This is a genomic window from Mesorhizobium sp. BR1-1-4, from assembly GCF_020165375.1.
GTDB classification, from domain to species: Bacteria; Pseudomonadota; Alphaproteobacteria; order Rhizobiales; family Rhizobiaceae; genus Mesorhizobium; species Mesorhizobium australicum.
In genome coordinates this window covers 25322-49166 of the sequence record NZ_JAIUIB010000001.1, presented here as the reverse complement: position 1 = coordinate 49166, position 23845 = coordinate 25322, and the positions used below count along the sequence as shown (strand labels likewise).

Sequence of the window (23845 nt, the reverse complement as noted above, 5' to 3'; positions counted from 1 at the left end):
CGTCGGCCAGTTGAGACATCAAGTCACCCCTTCATCGCAATGACGCGCCGCGCGGCATTCAATCCTGGCGCACCGGAAACTCCACCACCAGGATGCGAACCCGCGCCGGCCAGGAACAGCCCGTCGAGCGGCGTGTCGTAGCCCGACCAGCCGGACACGGGACGCGAGATCAGCATCTGATCGGCCTGCAATTCACCGTGGTGCCAGTGGCCACCCGGCATGCGGTAGCGCTTCTCGATGTCCGCAGGGGTGAGCAGTTCGGCATGAATCACCGTCTTGCCGATGCCAGGCGCATAGGCTTCCAACTGGGCCATGATTGCCTCGAGGAATTTCGGCTTGCCGGCATCCCAGCTCTCTTTCAACCGATAGGGCGCGTATTGCACCACGGCGGACAGCACGCAGGCGCCGTCGGGCGCGAGCGACGGATCGGCGAGACTGGGCAGCGTGATTTCCATCACCGGCTCGGGCGAGAACTCGCCATATTTGGATGGATTGAAGGCACGTTCGACGTGGTCGGGAGAGGACGCGATCACCAGTCGGCCCTTATGGCCGGCGGCGTCGACACCGGCAAACCGCGGCGGCCGGTCGAGCGCCAGATGGAGCTTGGCGGCATCGCCCCTCATGCGGATGTTTTTCACTTTGCGCACGAAGCCGGTGTCGATCTCGCGCGGTCCGACGAGATCGAGGAAGGTGGTCGTCGGATTGATGGCCGAGACGATCGTTCGGGCGCGAAGCTCCTCGCCATTGTCGAGGGCAACGCCGACGGCGCGGCCTTTCTCGACAATGATCCTGGCGACGGGCACCGATGCGCGGATCGTGACGCCAGCCTTTTCGGCAGCCGTGCGGATGGCGGCGACCACCGCGCCCATGCCGCCCTTTGGCAGCAATTGCGCTCCGGCAACACCGCCGCTCTCTCCGGTCAGACGATAATAGAGGCCGAGCAGCGAGGTCGGCGAGCGCGGGCCGAGATGGCTGCCGAGCGTGGCGTCGAAGGCGAGCAGCCCCTTCAGCCTGATATCGGCGAGTTGTTCGTCAAGCAAGTCGGCAACGTTCATCAAAAGCACGCGCAGGAAGTCGCGCATGTCTTCCTTGCCAAGTTTCTTCAGCGCCACCGCGGTGTGGCCGAGCGAAGCGGCCTCCAGCAGCGACATGCCGCCGAGATCGGGCGGCCGGCGCGACAGGAAGGGTTTCAGGATGCCGGCATAGCGCAGCAGTTGTGCGCGTAGTTCCTTCCAGGCGGACTGTTCCGACGAACTGGCGCCGGTCAGCACCTCGCCATAAGCGCCATGCAGGACAAGCGGCGGTCCATCTTTCGACAATGCGACCGACGGCAGGAAGTCGGCGCGAGCGATCTGCAGCCCGTGCTTTTCCAGTTCCAGCGTTTTCACCACATCGGGATGCAGCCGGTTCAACACATGCGCGATGGACGAAGCGCGAAAACCGGGCGCAAATTCCTCGGTCCGCGCGGCGCCGCCGGGTTCGGCTCCTGCTTCCAGCACCAGCACCTTGCGGCCGGCCTTCGCCAGCGTGGCGGCAGCGACAAGCCCATTGTGGCCGCCGCCGATGACGATGGCATCAGATGACGTCATGGGCCGGGCTCATATGCGAGGTGGATTTTGCGAGATCGCGCAGGATTTCGGCGGCTGCGTTGCGGCCGGGCGCACCCATGACGCCGCCGCCGGGATGGGTCGAGGAGCCGCACATATAGAGGCCGCCGACCGGCGACCAATATTGTGCATAACCGGGCACCGGACGGTTGAACAGCAACTGGTCGAAGGTCAGCTCGCCCTGAAAGATGTTGCCTTCGGTGAGGCCGACCTCGGCCTCGATCTCGCGTGGCGTGCGCACCTCCATATGGACGATGCGGTCGCGGAACCCGGGTGAATAATCCGATATCTGCGCAATCACGCTTTCAGCAAAACCGTCACGATCGGCGTCCGTCCACTCGCGACCAGCGATCTTGGGCGGAGCGTACTGAACGAAGCAGCTCATGAAATGCTTCCCTGGCGGCGCCATGGTCGGGTCGAGCGTCGTCGGGATGACCATGTCGAGGAACGGATCGGCGGACCAGCGGCCGGCCTTCCAGTCGTCATAGGCGCGCTCCATGCGCTCCATCGAATCGGTGAAATGCATGTCGCCGCGATAGACCGGCGAGTCCTTCGGCAGCGCCGGGAATTCCGGCAGCGAATCGAGTGCTATGTTAACCTTTCCGGAGGATCCGCGAATCTTGAAGTTCTTCACCCGGCGAAGGAAGATGTCGGGCAGTTCCTTCTCCTCGACCAGCTTCAGGAAAGTGCGCTTCACGTCGGCATTGGAGACGACCAGCTTGCCGTAAACCTCCTCGCCGCCGGCCAGCACGACGCCCCTGGCTTTGCCACGGCTCACCAGCACATGGTCGACCTCGGCGCCGGTGCGTATGGTTCCACCCGAGGCCTTGAACGAGGCGGCCAGCGCCTTGGTCACGGCGCCCATGCCGCCGCGCGCATAGCCCCAGGCGCCGACCGATCCGTCGACCTCGCCCATATAGTGGTGCAGCAGCACGTAAGCGGTGCCGGGCGACATCGGCCCGAGTGCCGTGCCGATGATGCCAGACAGGGCGAAGTTCGCCTTGATGACGTCGGTCTCAAAATATTCGTCGAGGAACTCAGAGATAGACATGGTCCAGAAGCGCAGCGTCAGTGCCATTTCCTCGGCGGAGAGACCCGCGAATTTCTTGCCGAGATAGAGCAGTTCGCCGAGGTCGCGCGGGCGCAGGCTGGTTGGGTCCGGCGCGGTGCGCATCAACAGCGGCTGGATGAAGCGGCACTGCCGCGTCACGTCGCGGGCGTAGCGGTCATAGGCCTCGGCATCCCTTTTGGAGAAACGAGCGAATTCCCGCCGGTGCGCGTCGTGGTCGCGATAATTGGCGAGATAGTCGCCATCCCGGGTGAACACCGCGCCGCCCTCATAGGAGATGACTTGCAGGCCGAAGCGGGGGAGCTCCAGATCGCGCATGATCTCGGGTCGGAACAGCGAGCAGACGTAGGAGCAGTTGGAGTAGAGGAAGCCCGGCGTCAGCTCGCGGCTGGTGGCCGCACCCCCGACCCAGTCGTTCTTTTCCACAACCAGCACGTCGAGACCCGCGCGCTGCAGGTAACAGGCGTTGACCAGGCCATTGTGTCCGCCGCCGATGATGATCGCATCCCAAGCTTTCATTGTGGCCCAGTGCTCATCTGCGTCCCGCTCTTCATTTTCTGCGTGATCTGTCCCCTAATGCGTGGAATTTGGCACGGCACCAGCCATTGTGTCCAGCCATTCTGAATGAATGTTCAACAAATGATGTTGCGTTTTTCCGGACATGAGTTACGCTTTGCCGACGTTCGAACCCAGTAATCCGTCTATTGGGAACCGAGGCTGATGATTTGAATGGCAGACGCCACCCCGGAATATGACGAGGCCGCCATCATGAGCTGGGAGGCCATGCAGAAGGTGCTTGACAGTGCGAGCACCGTCCCACTCATCTTCGCGGGTGGAAGCCGGATGCAAAGGGCTAGCCGGCGATGCTGGAGACCATCACACGCATGAAAACGGCAGACGCCAGGGACGCGCTTCTTGAACCGGCGCGGAAAGCCGAATCCGAGAAGCGCGGACGCAAGGCCTCGAAGGAGGTCAGGCAGCTTCAGCTCATCGAGGCGACGATCGATTCGCTCGCCAAGCGCGGCTATTCGGAAACGACGATGGCCGATGTCGCCGACGGCGCCGGCCTGTCGCGCGGCATCGTCAATTTCCATTTCGAGAGCAAGGAAAAGCTGCTCGTCGCGACGCTGCAATATATGTACGACGAGTATTCCGCGCACTGGCGCAATGCCTTGCAAAAGGCAGGAGACGATCCCGCGCGTCAACTCCAGGTTCTCGTCGCGGCCGATTTCGACCGCTCCATCTGCAACAAGCGCAAGCTTGCCGCATGGTGCGCCTTCTGGGGAGAGGCCAAGTCGCGGCCGACCTACCAGGCGCTGAGCAGCGCGCGGGATGCCGTTTACCAGAATATATTCATCGACCTGTGCGCGGCTCTGAAACAGAGCGGCGGCTACGCCTATGAGCCGCAGGTCATGGCGCTGGCGCTCAGCGCCATGCTGGAAGGCTTGTGGCTGCGGTTGATGATGGGAACCGAGGACACCACGCGGGAGACCTCCTTGCAGGCGGCCAATGAATTCCTGTCGGCGGCTTTTCCGAAACACTACCCGCTGAAGGCCGCCAGCCCAACGAGATCATAAGAAGAGACGAACCATAAGAAACCGCAGAGGATGGAACAGCAATGAAGACACTGACAAGGCGCCTGACGCTGACGCTCGCGCTGGCGGGAACACTGGCGGCTTCGGCCGCGGCGCTGGCGATCGCGGCCGACAAGGATCTGATCGTGTTCGACTGGTCAGGTTATGAGGATCCGAGCTTCCACCCGAAATATGTCGAGAAAAACGGCGATTCGCCGACCTTTGCCTTCTTCGGCGATGAGGACGAGGCGTTCGAAAAGGTCCGTTCCGGCTTCAAGGCCGACCTTGGCCATCCCTGCTCGCAGAGCGTGACGAAGTGGCGCGAGGCGGGCCTGCTGCAACCGCTCGATACCTCGAAGATCACGGGCTGGAAGGATCTCAATCCCGGCATCATGGCGATGAAAAATCTCGCCACGACGGAGGACGGGAAAGCCTGGTTCATGCCCTGGGACTGGGGCAACACGCAGCTTACCTACAACTCCTCCAAGATCGACGAAAAGGACGTGCAGTCGCTGAAGGCGTTCGCCGATCCGAAGTTCAAGGGCCGCGTTTCGATCGGCGACAATGTCGACGATGCCTATGCGCTGGCGAGCCTCGCCATCGGCCTGAAGGACTGGACCAAGATGACCGACGACCAGTTCAAGCAGGCCTCCGACTTCCTGCGCCAGGTGCACAAGAACGTGCGCTCCTACTGGACTGATACCACCGACGTCGTCCAGCTTCTGAGCGGTGGCGAAGTCGATCTCGCCTGGGCCTGGAACGATGCGACCGTACAGTCGGTCGCTGCCGGCGTGCCGATCAAGTCTAAGAAGGACACGGCGGAAGGCATCTCGACCTGGGTGTGCGGCTACGTGCTGTTCAAGGATGCGCCCGGCAATACCGACAAGGCTTATGACTATCTCAACGCGGTCAACGATCCGGAGACCGCCAAGGTGCTGGTCAAGGACTGGGGCTACGGCCAGGCCAACGCCAAGGGCATGGCCGGCGTCGATCAGGCCATCCTGAAGGAAAAGGGCTATGACGACGTGCAGAAATTCGTCGACAAGACGCTGTTCCAGCAGCCGCTCCCGTCAGATCTCAAGCTCAAGATGATCGCCGAGTTCGAGAAGATCAAGGCTGGCTATTGAACGACAAGACAGAAAGAACCGACGTCGTCATCGTCGGCGCCGGCTTCACCGGGCTGTCGGCGGCGCTCGAGCTGAAGAGGGCCGGCGTCGGCTTCCTGCTGCTCGAGGCACGCGACCGCGTCGGTGGGCGGGTCGAGGCTATGTGGAACGGGCTTGGCGAGCGCATCGACAGCGGCGGCCAGTTCCTGTGCGAGGACATGCCGCAGCTGATGGAACTGGCCCAGGCTCGCGGCAAGACCTTCGTCGAGACTTATGTCGAGGGCGATTTCATCACTTGCCCGTCAATGTCGGTCGGCCGGGCCGAGCGGACCTATCACGCCTCGATGGCGATCCGCGAACGCATGAACAGCATCGAGCCCAACGATCCCGCCATTGCGGGATTGACCGTTGCCGAGTGGCTGGAGCGGCAGGATGACGTGGGCGAGGTCAAGGCGGCCTTCCGGTCGATGATCGAGGGCCTGTGGTGCCTGGCATTGGAGAGGGTGCCGCTCTGGTATCTGATCGACAATGACCGGCGTATCACCAATGAGGTGCCGGAGCTGCAATATTCCCTACGCGAGACCATGCAGTCGTTGGCCGATGATCTGGCGGAGGACCTCGGCGACCGGGTGAGGCTCGGCGAACCTGTCACCCGCATCGAATACGGTCCGCCAGGGGTTCGTGTCGTCTCGAGCAATAGCGTGATCGAAGCGCGAGAAGTTCTGGTCGCCGTGCCGCCGGCGACAGCCGCGAAGCTCGATTTTACGCCCGCCTTGCCGGCAGCCCTGGAAGCGGCGCTCGGCGCCTGGGAAAGCGGCGCGGTGATCAAGGTCCTGGTGCGCTATCCCAAGCCATTTTGGCGCGAGCGGGATTTGAGCGGGATGATGATGTGGCGCGATCTGCCGGGGCTGTTTGCCTGCGACGCCAGCAGGGATCCCGATCATGCGGTGCTTGTCGTCTTCGTTGGCGGACCGCTGGCGCTGCGCTGGCACGAACTCGGCGAGTCGGATCTGCGGACACAGGTGACGACGAAGCTTGTGGAGGCGCTGGGTCCGGAGGCGGCGGATGTTCTCGATTTCAGCCGCCGTGACTGGACGCATGATCGCTGGAGCGGCGGTGCCTATAGCGACCTGATCGTCGATGTGTCGGCCAGGGATGCCGAGGCCACCATTCTTGCCGGCGCACCGCCGATGCATTTCGCGTCGTCGGAATTGTCGCCGTCATTCCCGGGCTATGTCGAGGGCGCGATCGTGGCCGGGCGTATCGCGGCGCGCAGGATCATCGCCGGAGTTCAGTCGGCCATCGCGACCAGCGCTTCCGGATCATAGGCGAGGCGAATCGAGGTGCCGACTGGAATATCATCGGCGCCGAAATCGTTGGTCTCGGTCACCGAGAGCGGCTTCTCCAGGCCAGGGATTTCGACGATCAGATGGGTGATCTCGCCGAAATAGTGGCGTTCCACCACCTTGCCGGCGACCTCGAACTTGGCCGTCGCATTGTCCCACAGCACGCGCAGGCGCTCCGGTCGGATGCCGAGCGTCGCGCCGCCGCCATTGCGCACGAAAGCCTTCGGCTTGTCGGTCTTGATACGGCCGAAACCCAGCGTGTCGACGATCAGCGAGGCGCCGTTCTCCTCGACGATCTCGGCCTTGACGAAATTCATGCCGCCAAGGAAGTCGGCGACCTGGCGGTTTACCGGGCGCTGGTAGATTTCCTTCGGGGAGGCGACCTGCGCGATCTTGCCGCCGAACATCACGGCGATGCGGTCGGACATTGCGAGCGCTTCATACTGATCGTGGGTGACCAGGACGAAGGTAATGCCGACGGCCTGCTGCAGGCGGCGCAGTTCGACCTGCATCTGCTCGCGCAGCTTCTTGTCGAGCGCCGACAGCGGCTCGTCGAGCAACAGCACCTTAGGTCGCATCACCAGGGCGCGGGCGAGCGCGACGCGCTGCCGCTGGCCGCCGGAAAGCTCCGTGGCAAGCCGCTTGCCGAGGCCGGTGAGCGAGACCTGCGCAAGCGCCTCCTCGACCCGGCGCTTCTCTTCGCCACCCTGCAGCTTCAACCGCTTCAGTCCGTAGGCGACATTCTGCTCGACATTGAGGTGCGGGAAGATCGCGTAGCTCTGGAACACCATGTTTGTCGGCCGGCGATTGGCCGGTATGCCTTCCATGGGCTGGCCGCCAACCGCGATCGAGCCGCTGGTCGGATTGTCGAAGCCGGCGATCATGCGCAAGAGCGTGGTCTTGCCGCAGCCCGACGGCCCGAGCAGCGAGAAGAACTCGCCTTCCCTGATGGTCAGGGAGGCGTCGTCCAGCGCCTTGAACGCCCCATAGCTGCGGGTGACATTGCGGATCTCGATCATCGCTCTTTCGGATTGGATCCCGTCCGCGTGAGGGCGCTCGATCCGCGGCTGCTCAGGCATAGAGGCCTCCCTCGTTCTGGGTGCGTCTGGCCGCGCGGCGACGCAGGATTTCGGCGATTGTCATCAACAGGAAAGAGGCAACCAAAAGCAGCGTGCCGAGCGCCAGTACGCCGGGCAGTTTCGAGGCGAAACGCAACTGGCCCCAGATGTAGATCGGCAGCGTCGCCTCGGTGCCGGTGAGGAAGAAGGCGATGATGAATTCGTCCAGCGAGATGGTGAAGCAGACCAGCAGGCTGGAAATGATCGCCGGCGCCACCATCGGCAGCGTCACGCGCCGGAAAGTGCCGAAGGCGCTTTCGCCGAGATCGGCGGAGGCTTCCTCGAGACTGCGGTCGAAACCCTCGAAGCCGGAAGTCAGCACCGTCATCGAATAGGGAATGCAGACCAGGACGTGGCCGAGCACGACGGTGAACAGCGAAAGACCGAGGCCCAACTGCAGCATCACCAGCAGCATCGAGATGGCGACGATCACTTCGGGCAGCACAAGCGGCGCCATGATCAGACCGTTGATGGCGCGGCGGCCGGGATAGCGGTAGCGGGTGATCGAGCGGGCGGCGAGGATGCCGAGTACGGTGGAGAGGATGGCCGCCGAGACGCCGACGATCAGGCTGTTCCAGGCGGCATCGAGCAGCGCCGGCGTGCGCGGCAGGTCTTCGTACCATTGCAGGGTGAAGCCGGTCAGCGGGAATTTCGGCGTCGCCGCCGTGTTGACCGAGAAGATCGGCAGGAAGATGACGGGCAGATAGAGGAAGACGATATAGAGGAACGCATAGGCCGACAGCCAGCCGCCCGGCAGGAAGCGCCGCGCCTTCATCGCGCCATCCTTTGCAAGCCGCGGATGATCAGCACCGTGCCGCCGGCCATCAGAGAGACGATCAGCATGGTGGTGACGGAAAGTGCGGCACCGAGCGGCCAGTTGGCGGCTTTGCCGAACTGCGCTTGGATGGCATTGGCGATCATGACGCCATCCTTGCCGCCGACGAGCTTTGGCGTGACATAGTCGCCGACAGTCGGGATCATGACGATCAGCGCCGCGGAAATGATGCCTGGCGCCGACAGCGGCAAGGTCACGCGCAGGAACGACCGGAAGGGTCCATCGCCAAGGTCGGTGGCCGCTTCGACCAGCGTGCGGTCGACCTTCTCCAGGGACACGAAAATCGGCAGGATGGCGAAGGCCGCCCAGGCATGGGTGAGCGTGATGATGACGGCGCTCGAATTGTAGAGCAGGGCGGTCGACGGTTCGTCGATGATGCCCAGACCCATCAGGCCGGAATTCAAGACGCCGTTATAGCCCAGGATGACCTTCCACGACATCACGCGCAAGAGATAGCTGGTCCAGAACGGGATGGTTATGAGGAACAGCCACAGGCTCTTGTGACGGCCGCCATGGAAGGAAATGAAATAGGCGATCGGGTAGGCGAGGACGACGGTGAACAGGCTGACCGTCAGCGAGATGTAGAGCGAGCGCCACAACAGATCGCGGTAGATCGGCTCGGTCAGTGCGACGCGATAGTTTTCCAGCGTGAAGGTGCGGTCGATGGTCAGGTAGTGCTGCGTCCAGAAGGAATGGGCGATGACCACCAGGATCGGCAGGACCAGAAGGATGAGAGCGTAGAGAAAGGTCGGGCTGATCAGGGCAAAGCCTTGTACAGGCTCGGATTGCAGAAGGGCATTTCGTCTGGCCCGCGTCAGGCCCAACGGGGGCGACCCTTCCGCAGCCACCGTCATTGCCAGACTCCGGGGGGACGGGCTCCGGGTGTGATCTCGATTGCTGGCCTGGACTGTCCCGCCATACGGCATCCCATTGGGCTGGCGCCGGCTATTGTTCCCCTTGCCGGCTTTCTTTCATCATGCGCGCATCCGCGGATTGAAATCAAGCGCTAATTCTGCAATATTGATTGAACGGACATTCAAAATCATGCGAGCGGGGCGGCGATTTCGGCCGTGGCGAACCGGATTGATGCCCGGAAAATTCGGGGATGATGTGGAGGCGATAATGGCGGCTGTGAGGGATCTGAAGGCACGCGAAACGGCTGGTTCTGGCGGCGACGATGCGGTCGAGCTGGCCAGGCGTCATCTCATCCAGCCCTGGCCCTACGCCGGCTCCGTCGGTTCGGAGGCGCGCGCGCTGATCGGCGAGGGCGATGGCATCTACATTACCGACAGCACCGGCAAGCGGCTGATCGACGGCCCGGCCGGCATGTGGTGCGTCAATGTCGGGCATCGTCGCGAGGAACTCGCCAAGGTGATGTACGACCAGGCGATGGCGCTGTCCTACAACACGCCCTGGTACACGATGAACGCGCCGTCGGCGGAGCTTGCCAAGCGCATCGCCGGCCATGCCCCAGGCGACCTCAGCCACGTCTTCTACACCACGGGCGGTTCCTCGGCGGTCGAGACGGCGCTGCGCTTCATGCAGTTTTACAACAATGTGCGCGGCCGGCCGGAAAAGAAGCTGATCCTAAGCCGTGGCGGCGCCTATCATGGCTCAACCTATCTCTCGGCCTCGCTCAACGGCCGCCCGCGCGACCGCGACTGGATGGATGGCGCCGACGAACTGGTGGTCAAGCTCGCCTCCCCCGACCCGTTCCGCCGGCCGAAAGGCATGAGCATCGCCGCCTTCACCGATTTCCTTGTCGACCAGTTCCGCGACACGGTCGCGCGTGTCGGCGCCGACAGAATAGGCGCGTTCGTCGGCGAACCCATACAGGCGTCCGGTGGCGTCATCATTCCGCCGGACGGCTACCTCAGGCGCATCCGCGAGATCTGCCGCGCCAAGGATATTCTTTATATCTCCGACGAGGTGGTGACGGGCTTCGGACGTCTGGGCCATGTCTTTGCCTCGGGCGACGTGTTCGGCATCGACCCCGACATGATCACTTTCGCGAAGGGCGTCACCTCGGGTTATTTCCCGCTTGGCGGCGTCATCATCTCGGAGCGGCTGCTGGAGGAATTACGCCGTTCCAACCATCCCGACGCGATGTTCGGCCATGGCCTGACCTACACCAGCCATCCGGTCGGCTGTGCCGTGGCCTTGAAGAATCTCGACCTGCTGGAAGAGAGCGTGCTTGCTCACACGCAGGCGGTCGCGCCCTATTTCCAGGCGCAATTGAAGACGCTGGAAGAGCTGCCGCTGGTCGGCGAAGTGCGCGGCGTCGGGCTGATGGGCTGTGTCGAATGCGTCGCCGATCGCGAAAGCAAGGATCCGCTGCAGCTCGACAAGGATGTCGGCAAACGCATCGACGCCCACTGCCACGAGCTTGGCCTGCTGGTGCGGCCGCTGATCAACATGTGCGTTATGTCGCCGCCGCTCGTCATCACGCGCGAGCAGATCGACGACATGGTCGGCATCCTGCGCGAGGGTATTTCACGCACGATGGAAGATCTCAGGAAAGAGGGTGTGTGGCAGGGGTGAGTTTCTCCTTCTCCCCGTTTTTACGGGGAGAAGGTGCTCGAAGGCGGATGAGGAGCAGCGCTGACGGGGAGAGGGGCGCTGTCATCGGCGGCTTCGCCAATCAGCAGGGTTGTTACGCCCGGCTCCGCAGCGCGTCGTTCAAATTCCACATGTCCTTTTCTTCCGGCGCTGTTTCCAGGCCGAGCACCGGAACCTGCTGGCGCAGGTGGTCGTGGTGGGTGCGCACGCCATATTCGAGGTCGGAGAGATAAAAGCCCTCGAAAGCCTCGGACAGCATGGATTCGTTCGACCAGACCGAGAGCTGCACATCTTCCGACATGGTGTCGCGATCGATGCGGAAGGAGAGGTAGCGGGCGGCGGCCTGCTCTCGGCTCTCGTCGCGGTAGCGATAGATGGCGCCGCGCAGCAGCGTCTCACCCGTCGACAGCGGGAACTCCTGATAGAACTGCACTGATTCCGGCATCACCGACAGAACGGCGTTGGGGAAGATGCCGTAATAGACCCAGGCCTTCCTGAGATGGTCAGGCAGATGCGTCGGCTCCGGCGCGATCTTGACGTAGTTCTTCACGCTCCAGCGGCGGCCGGCATGCGGGTTGTAGGTGGCGAAGGAGCGTGAGACGCCGTTGACGAAGGGCTCGTCGAAATAGGTGGCGCCATAGAGATCCTGCAAGGCCGGATGCGCCATGGCGACATGATAGCCTTCATTGTCGACGTCGCGCACCGACTTCCAGTTGACCGGCGTCTTCTGGGTCCAAATGCCCCAGGAAGGCACCATGTCGGCGGCCTTGTAATGCGCGAATTCGGGTTCGATTGGCCTCAGCAGCTCGGCGACGGAGGGCTGTGGCCCGCCATTGCGGAAGCGGATGAAGATGAAGCCCATCCAGATTTCGAGGTCGAGCGGCATCAGGCCGAACTCGGTCTTGTCGAGGTCGGGGAAGGAGCGCGGGCGGGCGGCGCCGCGCAGCGTGCCGTCGAGATTGTAGACCCAGCCGTGAAACGGACAGATCAGCGCGTTCTTGCAATTGCCCTGGCTGTCGGCGACGACGCGGCTGCCGCGATGGCGGCACATGTTGTTGAAACCGCGTACCACGCCGTCCTTGCCGCGCACGATCAGGGCGCGTTCGCCAATGACATCCATGGTGAGGTAATCGCCGGCGTCAGGGATGTCGCAGACATGCCCGACGATTTGCCAATGATTGCGGAACACATGCTCCTTCTCCAGTTCGAGAAGGGCGTCGGAATGGTAGCTCCAGCCCGGCAGTCCCCGCCGGTCCCAATCGTTCGGGATTGCCACGTCACGGAGGTGCGGGTTCATAAAACGTCTCTTCTTTTATTGAATATGCATTCAATATAATCATATTTTGCATTGAAATGCAATGGCTTGTGGAAATGTGACTGTTCCGCAGCGAAAATGTCGGCGCTGGTTCCATGGGAATCCCGCGCCGTTGCGGGCTTCGAAAACCCCGGAAAATCCGGATCTTAGCCAGAGTTCCGTAACTGCCCCCGATCGCTGGCTCGCGCCGCCAATCGTTCACGCGGCTACCGGTCGTGCACGTCTTGCAACCGCCACCCCCCGGGCCAAAACAGCCAATGACCGACCCTGCCCGGTTTTGCCCGTATCGATGTTTCAATCCGGTTACATTGCCAAGCTCTCGTCACCTTTGCACCGTTACAAGGCGCGATTAAATTCGTTTAATCGCAAAAAGAAAATCAACGAAGGGGATGATGATGCATGCGAAAGTCCAGATCACCAGCGGCAACCGCTTTCAAGCTCCAGAGCGCGCTGGCCGCCGCCCGAAGCTGGCCCTTCGCCAGCGCGCCAGCGACCACCCGATGGGAATGTTCATGGCGCTGGCTGCTTGCGCCTTCGCCGGCATGGCGTTCACGCCGACGGTCGGCCCAGCCTTCGCTTCGTTGAACCCGCCCGCCAACGTCATCGAAGGCGCGCCGACCACGACCACGACCGCCCGCCTGCCTATGCCGACAATCGATTTCGCCTGCAGGGGGCAGGCCTGGGGCGCCGAGAGCGTGGATTGCCTGCGCGCCATTGCCGAGGAGTCCGGAACGCACAAGACCCGCGCGATCCGCATGATCGCCAACGCCGCGCCACTGACCAGCACGCCCAACATCTTCTGATTTCTGCCTCTGCGTTTCTGCCGGGGCATGATCCCGAAACCGGTTCCCGTTTGGGGATCATGCCCTACCTCCCCGAGCGCTTCTCGCGCTCGCTTCGGCTCCCGCCGCGATGTCGGCCGGGAGCCTTTTTTATGCTTTCAACGCGGCCTGCTCGGCGATGGTCGAAAGCACGCTGCGTACATCCAGCGTGCTGAACGGTTTTTCGAGGATCTGTGGCCGCTGCTGCGCCGGCAAGGCTTCGACTTCCGCCTTCGCGCCGATCAGGTCGCCGGTGACGAGCACGAAACGCTGCGCCAGGTCGGGCCGTTCGGCGAGCAGTTCGCGGTAGATCGAAATGCCTGATATGCCGGGCATGCGCAGATCCGAAAAGACGATATCGGGGGGCATGTGGCCACCCAAGGTGGCGGCGCCCGATTCCCAGAGCGGCGCGATCCGCGACTTGATGCCCATCAGTTCGAGAATATCGGACAGGGAACCGGCGACGTCAGGCTCGTCATCGATGATCAGCGCATGGCGCAGGCCGCTCGATCGTGGCTGGCTTTCGCCGGCGGCGGCGATGCCCGCAGAGATCGCCGGCAACTGGACGACGAAACGCGCGCCTCTCGGCAACACCTCCTCGAACCAGACATTGCCGTTGTGTCGTTCGATGATCGATTTCGAGATCGACAGGCCAATGCCGGTGCCGACGCCGACCGGCTTGGTGGTGAAATAGGATTCGAAAATGCGCGAACGGATGGCTTCGGGAATGCCGGGCCCGTTGTCCTCGACCGAGAAGCCGGGATTGCCCCGATCGCTGCGGAAGCTCCGCACCTTGATCAGGCGGTCGCCGGCGACGCCGGCCAGGGCATGCTGGCTGTTGATGAGGAAATTGGCCGCCACCTGTGTCACGTGGTCGGCATCGGCCATGGCGAGCAGCGGACCTGGCGCGAAATCGGTATCGATGACGATGCCGCTCGAGCGCGCGCCGTAGGCGGTCACTTCGAGAGCGGCGCGGATCACCTGGTTGAGATCGGTCTCGGCATGTGCCGCCGGATGGAGGCGGACCATCGACAGGAAGCTTTTGACGATGCGCCCGCAGCGCTCGGCGGCGGCACGCACCTTTTCGGCACGGACCTTGGTCTGCGGATCCGAGGCGAATTCATGCAGCAGCGTCGACTGGGCCACGACGACCGCCAGCGGATTGTTGAGTTCGTGCGAGACGCCGGCAAGCAGCGAGCCCATCGCCGCCATTTTCTCGTTCTGGTGCAGCTTCTCGCGCTGCCGGTTGATCTCTTCCTCGGCGCGCAGCCTGTCGCGCAGGTCGCGGATCGAGCCAAAGATCAGGCGGCGGTCGGCGACCCGCATCTCGGTCGCCGTCAGTTCGATCGGAAACACCTCGCCGGCGGCATTCTGCGTCACGGTCTCGAGCCGCTGGCCGACCATCGGGGCGCCACGGCCGGACATGTAGTCGGCGCCCGAGGCGTAGCCCTTGCGGTAATATTCAGGAACGACCGTGTCGAGCAGGTCCTTGCCGAGAATATCGCTGCGCAGGAAGCCGAACATCTTCTCGGCGGCCGGATTGAATTCGATGATCGACCCTGCCTCGTCGATGACGATAATGGCGTCGAGCGAGGCCTGCAGCATGGTGCGGCGGATCACTTCGCTGGCATGTGCGTCGGAGGGGGAGTGTTCGATGGCGTCGCCGATGGCGAGGGCGACGATGTGCAGCGTCGCCTCCTCCTCGTCGGTCCATTCCCGCTCTTCGACGCAGTCATTGACGGCCAGCGTGCCCCACAGATGGCCGTGCGCGAAGACCGACACCGACAGGAACGACTTGATGTTCTGCTTCTCGAAATCGGCCCTCAGGAATCCTTCGAGATCGCGCGTATGGCCAGCGAAAATCTTGCCCTGCCGCTCATCCTCGGCCAGCCGCTCAAGCAGCGGATCCGAATTGACGATCGATTGCATGATGACGGTCGGTGAGGCCAGTTCGCCGCCGAAGTCGGGATCGATCCAGTAGGCAGCGACCGACTGGGCGAAACCCTGGCCGGGCAATTCGCGCAGGCGGAACAGGATGCCGCGCTGGCACTCCATGGCGTGGCATAGCGTCTCCAGTATGCCGTCCATTTCGCGCTGCCAGTCGCCGGCCTCGCGCAGCCGGCGCACGACACGCACGGCGGCCATCGCCGCGCCCTGCCTGAAACCCTGCATGTCCGTGCTTGCCGTGTCGCCCATCATTGTCAGCCATTAGTCCAGAGTCACGCCAATCGATCGGCTGGCAACGGCTGCGGAGCGGACTTCCTCGGTCTGACGCTCAGCTGCCGTCGCCGGCCGGCAGCGAGAAAATATAGCCTTCGCCACGCACCGTGCGCAGGAATTTCGGGTTGGCCGGGTCCGTCTCGATCTTCTTGCGCAGGCGCATGATGCGGATATCGACGGCGCGCGACGATTCCGGATCCTCGGTGAAGCCGATCGCCTCGGAGATCGCGGCCCTGGTCAGCAGCCGGTTGGCGCGGGTCAGGAAAACCTCCAGCACGTCGAATTCGCTCTTGGCCATGTCGATCACCGTGCCGTTGGCGCCGGTGACCATCCTGCCGTCGAGATCGGCCTGGAAGGGGCCGAAAGCGACGGAGCGACGATCCGTGCTGGCTTTCCTGTCCCGCGGCTCCGTCGGCTGGGGAACACGGCGCAGCACGCTGCGCACCCTGGCCAGCACCTCGCGCAGTTCATACGGCTTGACGATATAGTCGTCGGCGCCGAGTTCCAGTCCGACGATGCGGTCGAGCGCGGTGCCGGCGGCGGTCGCATAGATGATCCCGATCGGCATTTTCGAGCGCAGCCAGCGGCCGAGCGACAAGCCATCCTCGCCCGGCATGGCGATGTCGAGGATGGCCAGATGGAAGGACTGCGTCTCGATCAGGCCGCGCGCGGCGGCCGCGGTTTCAGCGGTCGAAACATCATAGCCGGCGGCGCCGAGATATTCGGCGACCGCGTCCCTCAGGTCGAGCTCATCCTCGACGATGACAATTCTTGCCCGCACGATGCTCTCGCTCCCACTTTCAGTGGAAAGTAGATTGGGTATAAACATGATGTCCAGCACTCATATCCGGTTGCCAGGGAACGGTTGGAAAACATGGCCGCACGAGCCGTCATTGCGCTTGTTTCCGTCGCCGAGGTCGTCGCGAGCGAGCTTGCCGACCATCTCGAGCGGCGCGGCCACGACGTGCGCCGGGCGCGGCAGCCCTGGGAGGCGGAATCGCTGCTGTCGGGCGGCGGCATCGACGTTGTCGTTGTCGGGGACAGCCTCAGCCAGGCGGAAGGGCGGGATCTGCTCAGGCGTTTTGGCGGCCAAGCTGGGGGTGGGGAGCATGGACCGGATTTCATCCTGATATGCCGGCCCGCCGATCTCCTCGACAAGGTGTTGGCGCTCGAGCTCGGCGCCGCCGACGTCGTCGAAAGTCCGCTCAATGTCAGGGAACTCGCCGCGCGTGTCGGTGGCCTGCTTTCGCGGCGCGGCAGGGGTACCCAGGAGCTGATCGTGCTGGAGAACGCAACCGTCGACCTGAGATCGGCGATGGTCATGCATCGCTCCGGTACGCAGGAGCAGCTCTCGCCCGGCCAGGTGGCGCTCCTCAGGCTGTTCCTGGCGAGCCCGCGCAAGGTACTGACGCGGGACGACATTATCGCAGCCGCGCCGGCCGAGAATGCCGACGCCTTCGATCGCTCGATCGACTCGCGCATCGTGCGACTGCGCCGCAAGCTCGACACCGAGACCATCACCACCATACGCGGCGCCGGCTACAGGTTCGATCCGCCACGGCAATTCGCCGACTGACGGCTGTGTTTTCCTGCTGGTTCGTCGGATGAGCATCGGACTTTCCATTTTCCCGCGCCGATGCCCGCGAGGTTCAGCGCACCACCAGCAATGACGGGCCCGAGGCCATTTCGCCGCCGACGGCGAACTCGCTTGCGTGAGCGCGTTCCTTGAGCAGCACGCTGGCGAGTGCGGCAAAGCCGAGCAGGCCCTGCGCATAGAGCAGTGCGGAAAGCACGGAAGCCGCGAATTTTGTCTTCATGATCTGAATTCCCCAAAAAGATGACTGTGTAGCGGGTCGCTTCAGGAACTCCCGAAGTGCCCGCGCCGCCCACGGAGCCCCCCGTCGCGGCGCGGGCCTTCGGTCCTCTCGGCAGCAAGTTGCCGGAGGGGCCGCGCAATGCCAGCAGCCGAAGGCCAACCCGCCAGAGGGCCTTCAACTGGGCGATGCGCAGGCTGGAAACGATCCAGACCGTGGCGCAGACAGGGCGACGTGCAGGGTTGAAATGTCGCTCGAACTCATCGCCGCCAGCCGCGCACGGGGCCGCCGGCAATGGTGCCGCCGCCGACAGCCGCCGCCGTGATGCTGGTCCTGGAGAGCCAGGAGCGTATGTTCGTTTTCGTTCCCTTGGTCGTTGCCGTCTGCTTTCGTTGCGTCAACTTTTGCATCCGGTCGGTATCCGGATCATGCCGCCCAAAACCGCACTTTGTTGCAGATTGGTTTCGGATTGAGACAAACTCTTTCATGTAGGAGACAACTCGAACTTTCGTTCGGGGTGAATGCCTGTGTCCTTCATCCTTGGCCCCGTGTCCGGAATGGAGCGCCATCAAACAGGGTGATTGTCCTGTTAATCAGCGGAAACAGATTCGAAACACAAACGAGCATTTAGCGAAGTCTTTCCGAAACATGCCGCTGGGATAAGCCGCGTCATCAAATTGGAGCCGGCCGGGCCGGCAGAGAGAGGGGACATCATGCACACCACCATTTCCGCAAAGTTCATCAACATCACCGCCGCCGCGCTCATGGGCAGTGCACTTCTGTTCGGCGCCAACGCCGCCCATGCCGCCAACAGCATCGTTGCCCGCGTTTCGCTGTCGCAGCAGGTCATGGAAGTCTCGGTCGACGGCCGGCCGACTTTCGCCTGGAAGGTTTCCACTGGCGACAGGGCGCACGTGACGCCGACCGGCTCGTTCAAGCCGACGCGCATGCATGAGATGTGGTATTCGAAGAAATACGACAACGCGCCGATGCCACATTCGGTGTTTTTCAGCGGCGGCTACGCGGTCCACGCCACCTATGCCATCAAGCGCCTCGGCCAGCCCGCCTCGCATGGCTGCGTACGGCTGCACCCGGACAACGCCGCCGATTTCTACCAGCTCGTCGAGACGTTCGGAGCGGCCAACACCAGCATCGTCATCGTCAAGTAGCAGGAAGGTCGCCGCATTCGGCCATGTGCCGGAGTTGCTGGAGCGATCGCCAAAAAAAGGCCGGAGAAATCCCGGCCTCTTTTTGTGTCTTGCGCCCCGTGCCTCAGCTCGGCAGCGCCGGCATCAGCTTGGGATCCGGCTTTTCCGCCAGATGCGGCAGGTCCTTGCTGGCGATGAAAGTATAGAACATCGGCACGACGAAGAGTGTGAACATGGTGCCGACCAGAATGCCGGTGAAGATGACCAGGCCCATCGAATAGCGGGCCGCGGCACCGGCGCCGCTGGAAACGATCAGCGGCACCACGCCCAGCGCCATCGCCGCCGTCGTCATCAGGATCGGCCGCAGGCGCACCTTGGCCGAGGCGATGATGGCGTCACGCCGCCGCATGCCATGCAGTTCTCGCTGCTGGTTGGCGAATTCGACCAGCAGGATGCCGTGCTTGGTGATCAGGCCGATCAGCGTGATCAGTCCGACCTGGGTATAGATGTTGAGCGTGCCGAGGCCCAGATTGAGCGGCACGATCGCGCCGAAGATCGACAGTGGCACCGCCATCATGATGATCAGCGGATCGCGGAAGCTTTCGAACTGCGCCGCCAGCACCAGGTAGATGACGATGACGGCCGCGCCGAAAGCGATCAGGATCGTGTTGCCCTGTTCCTTCTCCTGCCGGGACTGGCCGGAATAATCGATGAAGAAAGTGTCGGGCAGGCTCTCCCTGGCGATGTCCTCGAGCACTTTCAAACCGTCGCCCGTGGTGACGCCGGGCAGCGGCAGCGCCGAGATCGTCGACGAATTCAGCTGGTTGAACTGCTCGATCGCCGCCGGCGACGCATTGTTCGAAATCGTCACCACGGCCGACAGCGGCACCATCTCGCCCGTCACGCTGCGCACGAAGTATTCGCCGAGCTTTTCAGGGTTGTCGCGGAATTCCTGCGGCACCTGCGGGATGATGTCGTAGGAGTTGGAGTCGCGGTCGAATTGCGCCACTTCGGCACCGCCGACCAGCAGCGTCAGCGTCCGGCCGATATCGGCGATCGGCAGGTTGAGCGCGGCGGCGCGGTCGCGATCGATGGTCACCGTCACCTGCGGCGCGTCATAGGCCATCGAATTCTGCACGACGATGAAGCGGCCCGAGGCCTGCGCCTTGTTCTTGATTTTCTCGGCTTCCTCGTAGACCTGAGCGGAATCGCCGGTCGAGCGGACCACCATGGAAATCGGCAAGCCGCCGCCGGAGCCCGGCAGAGTCGGCGGCGCGAAGACGAAGGCCTGGACACCCGCCACCTTGGCGATACGAGCCGTAATGTCGGCCTGCAGCTCCTTCGAATTGCGCTTCCGCTCCGCCCAATCCTTGAAGGCAAAACCGACGAAGGCGCTGTTGGTCGTGCCGCCGAAGGCGACGGCCGAGAACTGCGCCCGGGTCTCGGGAATGTCCTTCACCAGGCCCAGGATCTGATTGACGTAAGTCTCGGTGTAATCGGAGGTCGCATAGCGCGGCCCCGTCACCAGCGAGAGCAGGAAGCCCTGATCCTCTTCCGGCGCCAGTTCCGTCGAGGTCTTGGTGAACATGAAGCCGGTCACACCGACAAGCGCCAGCACGATGAGCAGCGTCAGCGGGCGATAGTTCAGAGATCCGGTGACGGCGCGCTCGTAGACATGCTCGACGCGCGCGAAAGTGCCGTCGACGATGCGCTGGAAACGGCCGGCATTGCCGGGCTTCAGGAGGCGCGCCGACATCATCGGCGTGATGGTGATAGCAATGATGCCAGACAGCACCACCGATCCGGCGAGCGTCACCGCGAATTCGCGGAACAGGGCGCCGGTCAGGCCGCCGGTGAAGGCCAGCGGCGCGAACACGGCGGCCAGCGTCATGGTCATGGCGACGATGGCCGACGCGATCTCGCGCATGCCGCTGAAGGCTGCCTGCATGGGCGGCATGTGATCCTCTTCCATGTGACGGTGGATATTTTCCACCACCACGATGGCGTCGTCGACCACAAGGCCGATCGCCAGCACCATGGCCAGCAGCGACAGAAGGTTGATCGAATAGCCTACCGCGAACAAAAGGAAGCAGACGCCGATCAGCGACAGCGGGATGGTGATGATCGGCATCAGCACCGAGCGGAACGAACCGAGGAAGAGGAGGATGACGACGACGACGATGGCGACCGCCTCGCCGATGGTCTTGAACACCTCGTCGATCGAGGCGCTGATCTGTCCGGTCGCGTCGTAGACGACTTCGATCGTCATGCCCTTCGGCAGCGTCTCCTGAATCTGCGGGACCAGCTTGGTGAGTGCCGCCGCCGTTGTCAGCGGATTGGCTGCCGGGGTCGGGAAGATGGCGAGGAAGGTGCCGGGCTTGCCGTTGAAGGAAACCCTGGTGTCGGTGTTCGCGGCGGCCAGTTCGACGCGGGCGACGTCGCGCAGGCGCACGACATTGCCGTCGGTCGAGCGCAATGGCAGTGCGGCGAAGGCTTCCGGTGTCTGCAGCGTCGAGCGCACGGTGATCGACGAGACGACATATTCGTTCTGGGTGTTGCCGGGCGCCGACAGGAAGTTGGAATTGTTGATCGCCGCCAGCACTTCGGCCGCCGTCACGCCGCGCGCGGCAAGCCTGACCGGGTCGATCCAGACGCGCATCGAGTATTCCTGGGCGCCGAAGATCTGCACGTCGGCGACGCCTTCGACCGTCGACATGCGGGGCCTGATGACGCGCTCGATATACTCGGTCAGCTGCTCCTTGGTCATGTTCGGATTCTGCATCGAGATGTACATCATCGCGAACTGCTGACCCGTACCCTTGACGATGACCGGGTCCTTGGAGGCGTCCGGCAAGGTGCCGCGTACGCCCTGAACCTTGGACAGCACTTCGGTCAACGCGACGTCTGGGTTGGAACCGAGCTTCATCTGCACCGTCACGGTGCTGGAGGACGGACGGCTGGACGAGGTTACGTAGTCGATGTTCTCGGTCGAGGCGACGGCGCGCGCGATCGGGGCGGAAATGAAGCCCTGGATCAGGTCGGCGCTGGCGCCCGGATAGGCTGTCGTGATCGTGATCGCGGTCTCGTCGACCTTCGGATACTGCCGGATCGACAGGTTGAAGATGCCCTGGAAACCGAGCAGCAGGATCATGCAGGCAAGAACCGTCGAAAGGACGGGCCGGCGGATGAAGAGATCGGAAAAGCTCATTGCTGGTCGGCCTGCTTGTTCGCCGATTTGGTCGGGTCGATCGTGTTGTCGACGTTGACGGTCATGCCGTTGAAGAGGCGGTTCTGGCCCGCGGTGACGACCTCGTCGCCGGCCTTCAGCCCTTCGACGATCTCGACCATGCCTTGATTGCGGCGGCCCGGCTTGACGAAGACCTGTGACAGCACAAGCGCCGGTTTGTCGCCTTCCGCCGCCGGCTTGGCCGGATCGGCCGCTGCTGGCTTGGCGGCATCGGCAGCGGCCTTGTCCGCTGGCTTGGCTGCGTCAGCGGCCGGCTTCATGGCATCGGCGGCGGGCTTCATTGCGTCGGCCGGCTTGGCGTCTGCCGCCTTGGCATCCGCAGGCTTGGCATCCGCGGGCTTGTCGGTGGCCGCCGCCGGCTTTTCGTCCGGCTTGGCTGGCTGCGCCGGGGCTGCCCCGGCGGGCTTCGCCGGCTGCACCACGAATATGTAGTCGCCATAGAGGCTGGTGGTCAGTGCCGTCTGCGGCAGTGACAGCACGTTCTGCTCCTCGGGCAGTTCGACACGCACCTGCACGAACTGACCTGGGGTCAATTTGCCTTCGGGATTGGCAACTTCCGCCCGGATGTTCACCAGCCGGCTGGAGGGGTCGATCTTGGGGTCGATGCCGCGAATGGCGCCGGCAAAGGGCATGTCGTCGCTGCCGCCAAGGCCCAGGCGGACCGTCTGGCCAATCTTGAGCAGCGGCAGCTGCTGTTCGGGAACCGAGAAGTCGACCCGCATCGTGTCGAGGTCCTGCAGCGTCACCACCGCGGTGCCGGGTGCCAGATACTGGCCGAGGTCGATCCTCGGAATGCCGACCGTGCCGGCGAAAGGTGCGGTAAGCTGCTTCTGTTCGAGCACGGCCTGCAGCCTGGTCACCTGGGACGCCGAAGCGGAGGCCGCCGCACGCGCCGTGTCCAGCGTCGAGTCGGAGCCAACACCACGCCTTGTCAGTTCGACGGCGCGGGTCAGCGTGGTCTGATCGAGTGCCGCCTGCGCCTTCTGCGCATCGAGATCAGCGCGCTCGACGGCGTCGTCGAGTTGCAGCAGCACTGCGTTGGCCGCCACCTTCTGGTTGGCATGGAAGGCGATTTCCTTGACGATGCCGGCGGTCTCGACCGTCAGGTCGACACCGCGCACGGCCCGCACCGTACCGATCGCCTCGACGCCCGGTGTCCAGTTCGACGGCTTGGCGATGGTTGTCGACACGGTCGCCGCCGGCGGCTTCATGGTGGCGAAATACTGCTTGATGCCGTTGTCGCGCAGGAAGTTGAAACCGACTATCCCGCCGACCACGATGACGAGCACGGCAAGGACCACAATAACGATAAAGACACGGAGTATGCGCTTGAACAAGGAAGTCCCCTCAGTCGAAAATCCGGCGCGAAGCGCGGACATCGGGACACATATCGACTGCGGGTCCCGATTTCAAATAGTGGCGGTCTTACTGTACCGTCTGGACGGTCTTGTCAATTGGGCCTAAGCTTGCGATGGGAGGCGCCATGAGAGCCCAACGACCGAACTCGCGCGAGAAGATTCTCGCCGCGGCGGCTGATGTTGCCCGGGAATCCGGGCCCGGCAGCCTGTCGCTCGATGCCGTTGCCAACCGCGCCGGCGTGTCGAAGGGCGGGCTGCTCTACAACTTCCCCACCAAGGCGAAATTGATGCAAGGCCTGGTCGAAGGCTATCTGCGCGATTTCGAGCAAGCGCTGGAATCCGCCAACAGGAACGACAAGGGCAAAAATCCCCTCGCCGTCTATATCAGGCTGTCAGCCGAGGATTGCGAGGAGAAGCAGCCATCGGCATCCTGGATATTCTCGGCGATCGCCGAGGATCCCGATTTCATGATGCCGATCAAGACATTCAAGCGGCAGCTTTTCGAGCGGTTGAAGGGCGAGGCGCCGGACCTCAAATCGCTTCTGGTCTGCTATCTCGCCATCGAAGGACTGCGCAGCATGAACCTGTTCGATTCCGACGTGCTGTCAAAGGACGAACGGGACCTGCTGGTGTCGTCACTTCTCGATATCGCCAAATAGGCTTGCCTGCGCGCGAGGAGGACGACGCTGCCGCGATCGTTCAATCGAC

General features: G+C 63.2%; 20 protein-coding genes. 8 read left to right on the top strand and 12 right to left on the bottom strand.

Going from position 1 to position 23845, the window contains the following annotated elements; all coding sequences use genetic code 11:
* Positions 1–23: 23 nt before the first annotated feature.
* Both LB571_RS00210 and LB571_RS00205 read right to left on the bottom strand, forming a co-directional pair.
* Positions 24–1589, bottom strand: coding sequence for a phytoene desaturase family protein (locus LB571_RS00210; RefSeq protein ID WP_224591506.1), 1566 nt, complete (start codon positions 1587–1589; stop codon positions 24–26).
* The gene (locus tag LB571_RS00205; protein WP_224591503.1) at positions 1576–3195 is read right to left on the bottom strand and encodes a phytoene desaturase family protein; all 1620 of its coding nucleotides are present in this window, start codon (positions 3193–3195) and stop codon (positions 1576–1578) included. The genes LB571_RS00210 and LB571_RS00205 overlap by 14 nt, the downstream gene beginning before the upstream one ends.
* A gap of 344 nt (positions 3196–3539) precedes the next feature.
* Here LB571_RS00205 and betI point away from each other — a divergent pair, with 344 nt between their 5' ends.
* Genes betI through LB571_RS00190 form a run of 3 tightly spaced genes read left to right on the top strand, consistent with a single transcriptional unit; the run spans position 3540 to position 6684 of the window.
* Entirely contained in the window at positions 3540–4253 is a 714-nt protein-coding gene (betI, locus tag LB571_RS00200; protein ID WP_140662953.1) for a transcriptional regulator BetI, read from the top strand.
* Positions 4254–4294: 41 nt separating this feature from the next.
* Complete coding sequence (locus LB571_RS00195) at positions 4295–5377, top strand: ABC transporter substrate-binding protein (RefSeq protein WP_140616746.1); 1083 nt, start codon at positions 4295–4297, stop codon at positions 5375–5377.
* Positions 5374–6684 (top strand): flavin monoamine oxidase family protein, encoded by a 1311-nt coding sequence (locus LB571_RS00190; RefSeq protein ID WP_224591500.1) that lies wholly within the window; start codon positions 5374–5376, stop codon positions 6682–6684. The genes LB571_RS00195 and LB571_RS00190 overlap by 4 nt, the downstream gene beginning before the upstream one ends.
* On the opposite strand, the gene LB571_RS00185 is transcribed toward LB571_RS00190, so the two are convergent.
* From LB571_RS00185 to LB571_RS00175, 3 genes are read right to left on the bottom strand one after another with little or no spacing between them, the layout of a single operon-like run.
* The gene (locus LB571_RS00185) at positions 6648–7721 is read right to left on the bottom strand and encodes an ABC transporter ATP-binding protein (protein WP_224591497.1); all 1074 of its coding nucleotides are present in this window, start codon (positions 7719–7721) and stop codon (positions 6648–6650) included. The two genes, LB571_RS00190 and LB571_RS00185, sit on opposite strands and share 37 nt — an antisense overlap.
* Before the next feature lie 52 nt (positions 7722–7773).
* Positions 7774–8595: an ABC transporter permease gene (locus LB571_RS00180; protein ID WP_140616749.1), complete on the bottom strand. Its 822-nt coding sequence runs from the start codon at positions 8593–8595 to the stop codon at positions 7774–7776.
* Positions 8592–9509, bottom strand: a complete 918-nt coding sequence (locus tag LB571_RS00175; protein ID WP_140712737.1) for an ABC transporter permease — start codon at positions 9507–9509, stop codon at positions 8592–8594. The genes LB571_RS00180 and LB571_RS00175 overlap by 4 nt, the downstream gene beginning before the upstream one ends.
* A 268-nt stretch (positions 9510–9777) precedes the next feature.
* On the opposite strand from LB571_RS00175, the gene LB571_RS00170 reads away from it, so the two are divergent.
* Positions 9778–11196 carry an aminotransferase gene (locus LB571_RS00170; RefSeq protein ID WP_140874882.1) on the top strand — a complete coding sequence of 473 codons (1419 nt, stop codon included), beginning with the start codon at positions 9778–9780 and terminating at the stop codon, positions 11194–11196.
* A 112-nt stretch (positions 11197–11308) separates the two neighbouring features.
* Here the strand turns inward: LB571_RS00170 and LB571_RS00165 are convergent, their stop codons facing one another.
* Positions 11309–12511 carry an aromatic ring-hydroxylating oxygenase subunit alpha gene (locus tag LB571_RS00165; protein ID WP_140616752.1) on the bottom strand — a complete coding sequence of 401 codons (1203 nt, stop codon included), beginning with the start codon at positions 12509–12511 and terminating at the stop codon, positions 11309–11311.
* A 413-nt stretch (positions 12512–12924) separates the two neighbouring features.
* Here LB571_RS00165 and LB571_RS00160 point away from each other — a divergent pair, with 413 nt between their 5' ends.
* Entirely contained in the window at positions 12925–13332 is a 408-nt protein-coding gene (locus tag LB571_RS00160; RefSeq protein WP_140712743.1) for a hypothetical protein, read from the top strand.
* A 129-nt stretch (positions 13333–13461) separates the two neighbouring features.
* On the opposite strand, the gene LB571_RS00155 is transcribed toward LB571_RS00160, so the two are convergent.
* Together LB571_RS00155 and LB571_RS00150 are read right to left on the bottom strand one after the other, a co-directional pair.
* Positions 13462–15549, bottom strand: coding sequence for a PAS domain S-box protein (locus tag LB571_RS00155; RefSeq protein ID WP_224591494.1), 2088 nt, complete (start codon positions 15547–15549; stop codon positions 13462–13464).
* Positions 15550–15625: 76 nt separating this feature from the next.
* Positions 15626–16399 (bottom strand): response regulator, encoded by a 774-nt coding sequence (locus LB571_RS00150; RefSeq protein WP_224591492.1) that lies wholly within the window; start codon positions 16397–16399, stop codon positions 15626–15628.
* A gap of 45 nt (positions 16400–16444) precedes the next feature.
* On the opposite strand from LB571_RS00150, the gene LB571_RS00145 reads away from it, so the two are divergent.
* Positions 16445–17146, top strand: a complete 702-nt coding sequence (locus LB571_RS00145; RefSeq protein ID WP_015315428.1) for a response regulator transcription factor — start codon at positions 16445–16447, stop codon at positions 17144–17146.
* A gap of 73 nt (positions 17147–17219) precedes the next feature.
* On the opposite strand, the gene LB571_RS00140 is transcribed toward LB571_RS00145, so the two are convergent.
* Positions 17220–17387: a hypothetical protein gene (locus tag LB571_RS00140; protein ID WP_015315429.1), complete on the bottom strand. Its 168-nt coding sequence runs from the start codon at positions 17385–17387 to the stop codon at positions 17220–17222.
* A 257-nt stretch (positions 17388–17644) separates the two neighbouring features.
* On the bottom strand, positions 17645–17794 hold the full coding sequence (locus LB571_RS00135; protein WP_224591489.1) for a hypothetical protein: 150 nt from the start codon (positions 17792–17794) through the stop codon (positions 17645–17647).
* Positions 17795–18097: 303 nt separating this feature from the next.
* Here LB571_RS00135 and LB571_RS00130 point away from each other — a divergent pair, with 303 nt between their 5' ends.
* Complete coding sequence (locus LB571_RS00130) at positions 18098–18553, top strand: L,D-transpeptidase (RefSeq protein WP_224587925.1); 456 nt, start codon at positions 18098–18100, stop codon at positions 18551–18553.
* 103 nt (positions 18554–18656) lie between these two features.
* Here the strand turns inward: LB571_RS00130 and LB571_RS00125 are convergent, their stop codons facing one another.
* The gene (locus LB571_RS00125; RefSeq protein ID WP_015315432.1) at positions 18657–21740 is read right to left on the bottom strand and encodes an efflux RND transporter permease subunit; all 3084 of its coding nucleotides are present in this window, start codon (positions 21738–21740) and stop codon (positions 18657–18659) included.
* Positions 21737–23116, bottom strand: a complete 1380-nt coding sequence (locus tag LB571_RS00120) for an efflux RND transporter periplasmic adaptor subunit (protein WP_224591486.1) — start codon at positions 23114–23116, stop codon at positions 21737–21739. Before LB571_RS00120 ends, LB571_RS00125 begins: the two co-directional genes overlap by 4 nt.
* 146 nt (positions 23117–23262) lie before the next feature.
* Here LB571_RS00120 and LB571_RS00115 point away from each other — a divergent pair, with 146 nt between their 5' ends.
* Positions 23263–23796 carry a TetR/AcrR family transcriptional regulator gene (locus tag LB571_RS00115; protein WP_224591482.1) on the top strand — a complete coding sequence of 178 codons (534 nt, stop codon included), beginning with the start codon at positions 23263–23265 and terminating at the stop codon, positions 23794–23796.
* Positions 23797–23845: the final 49 nt, after the last annotated feature.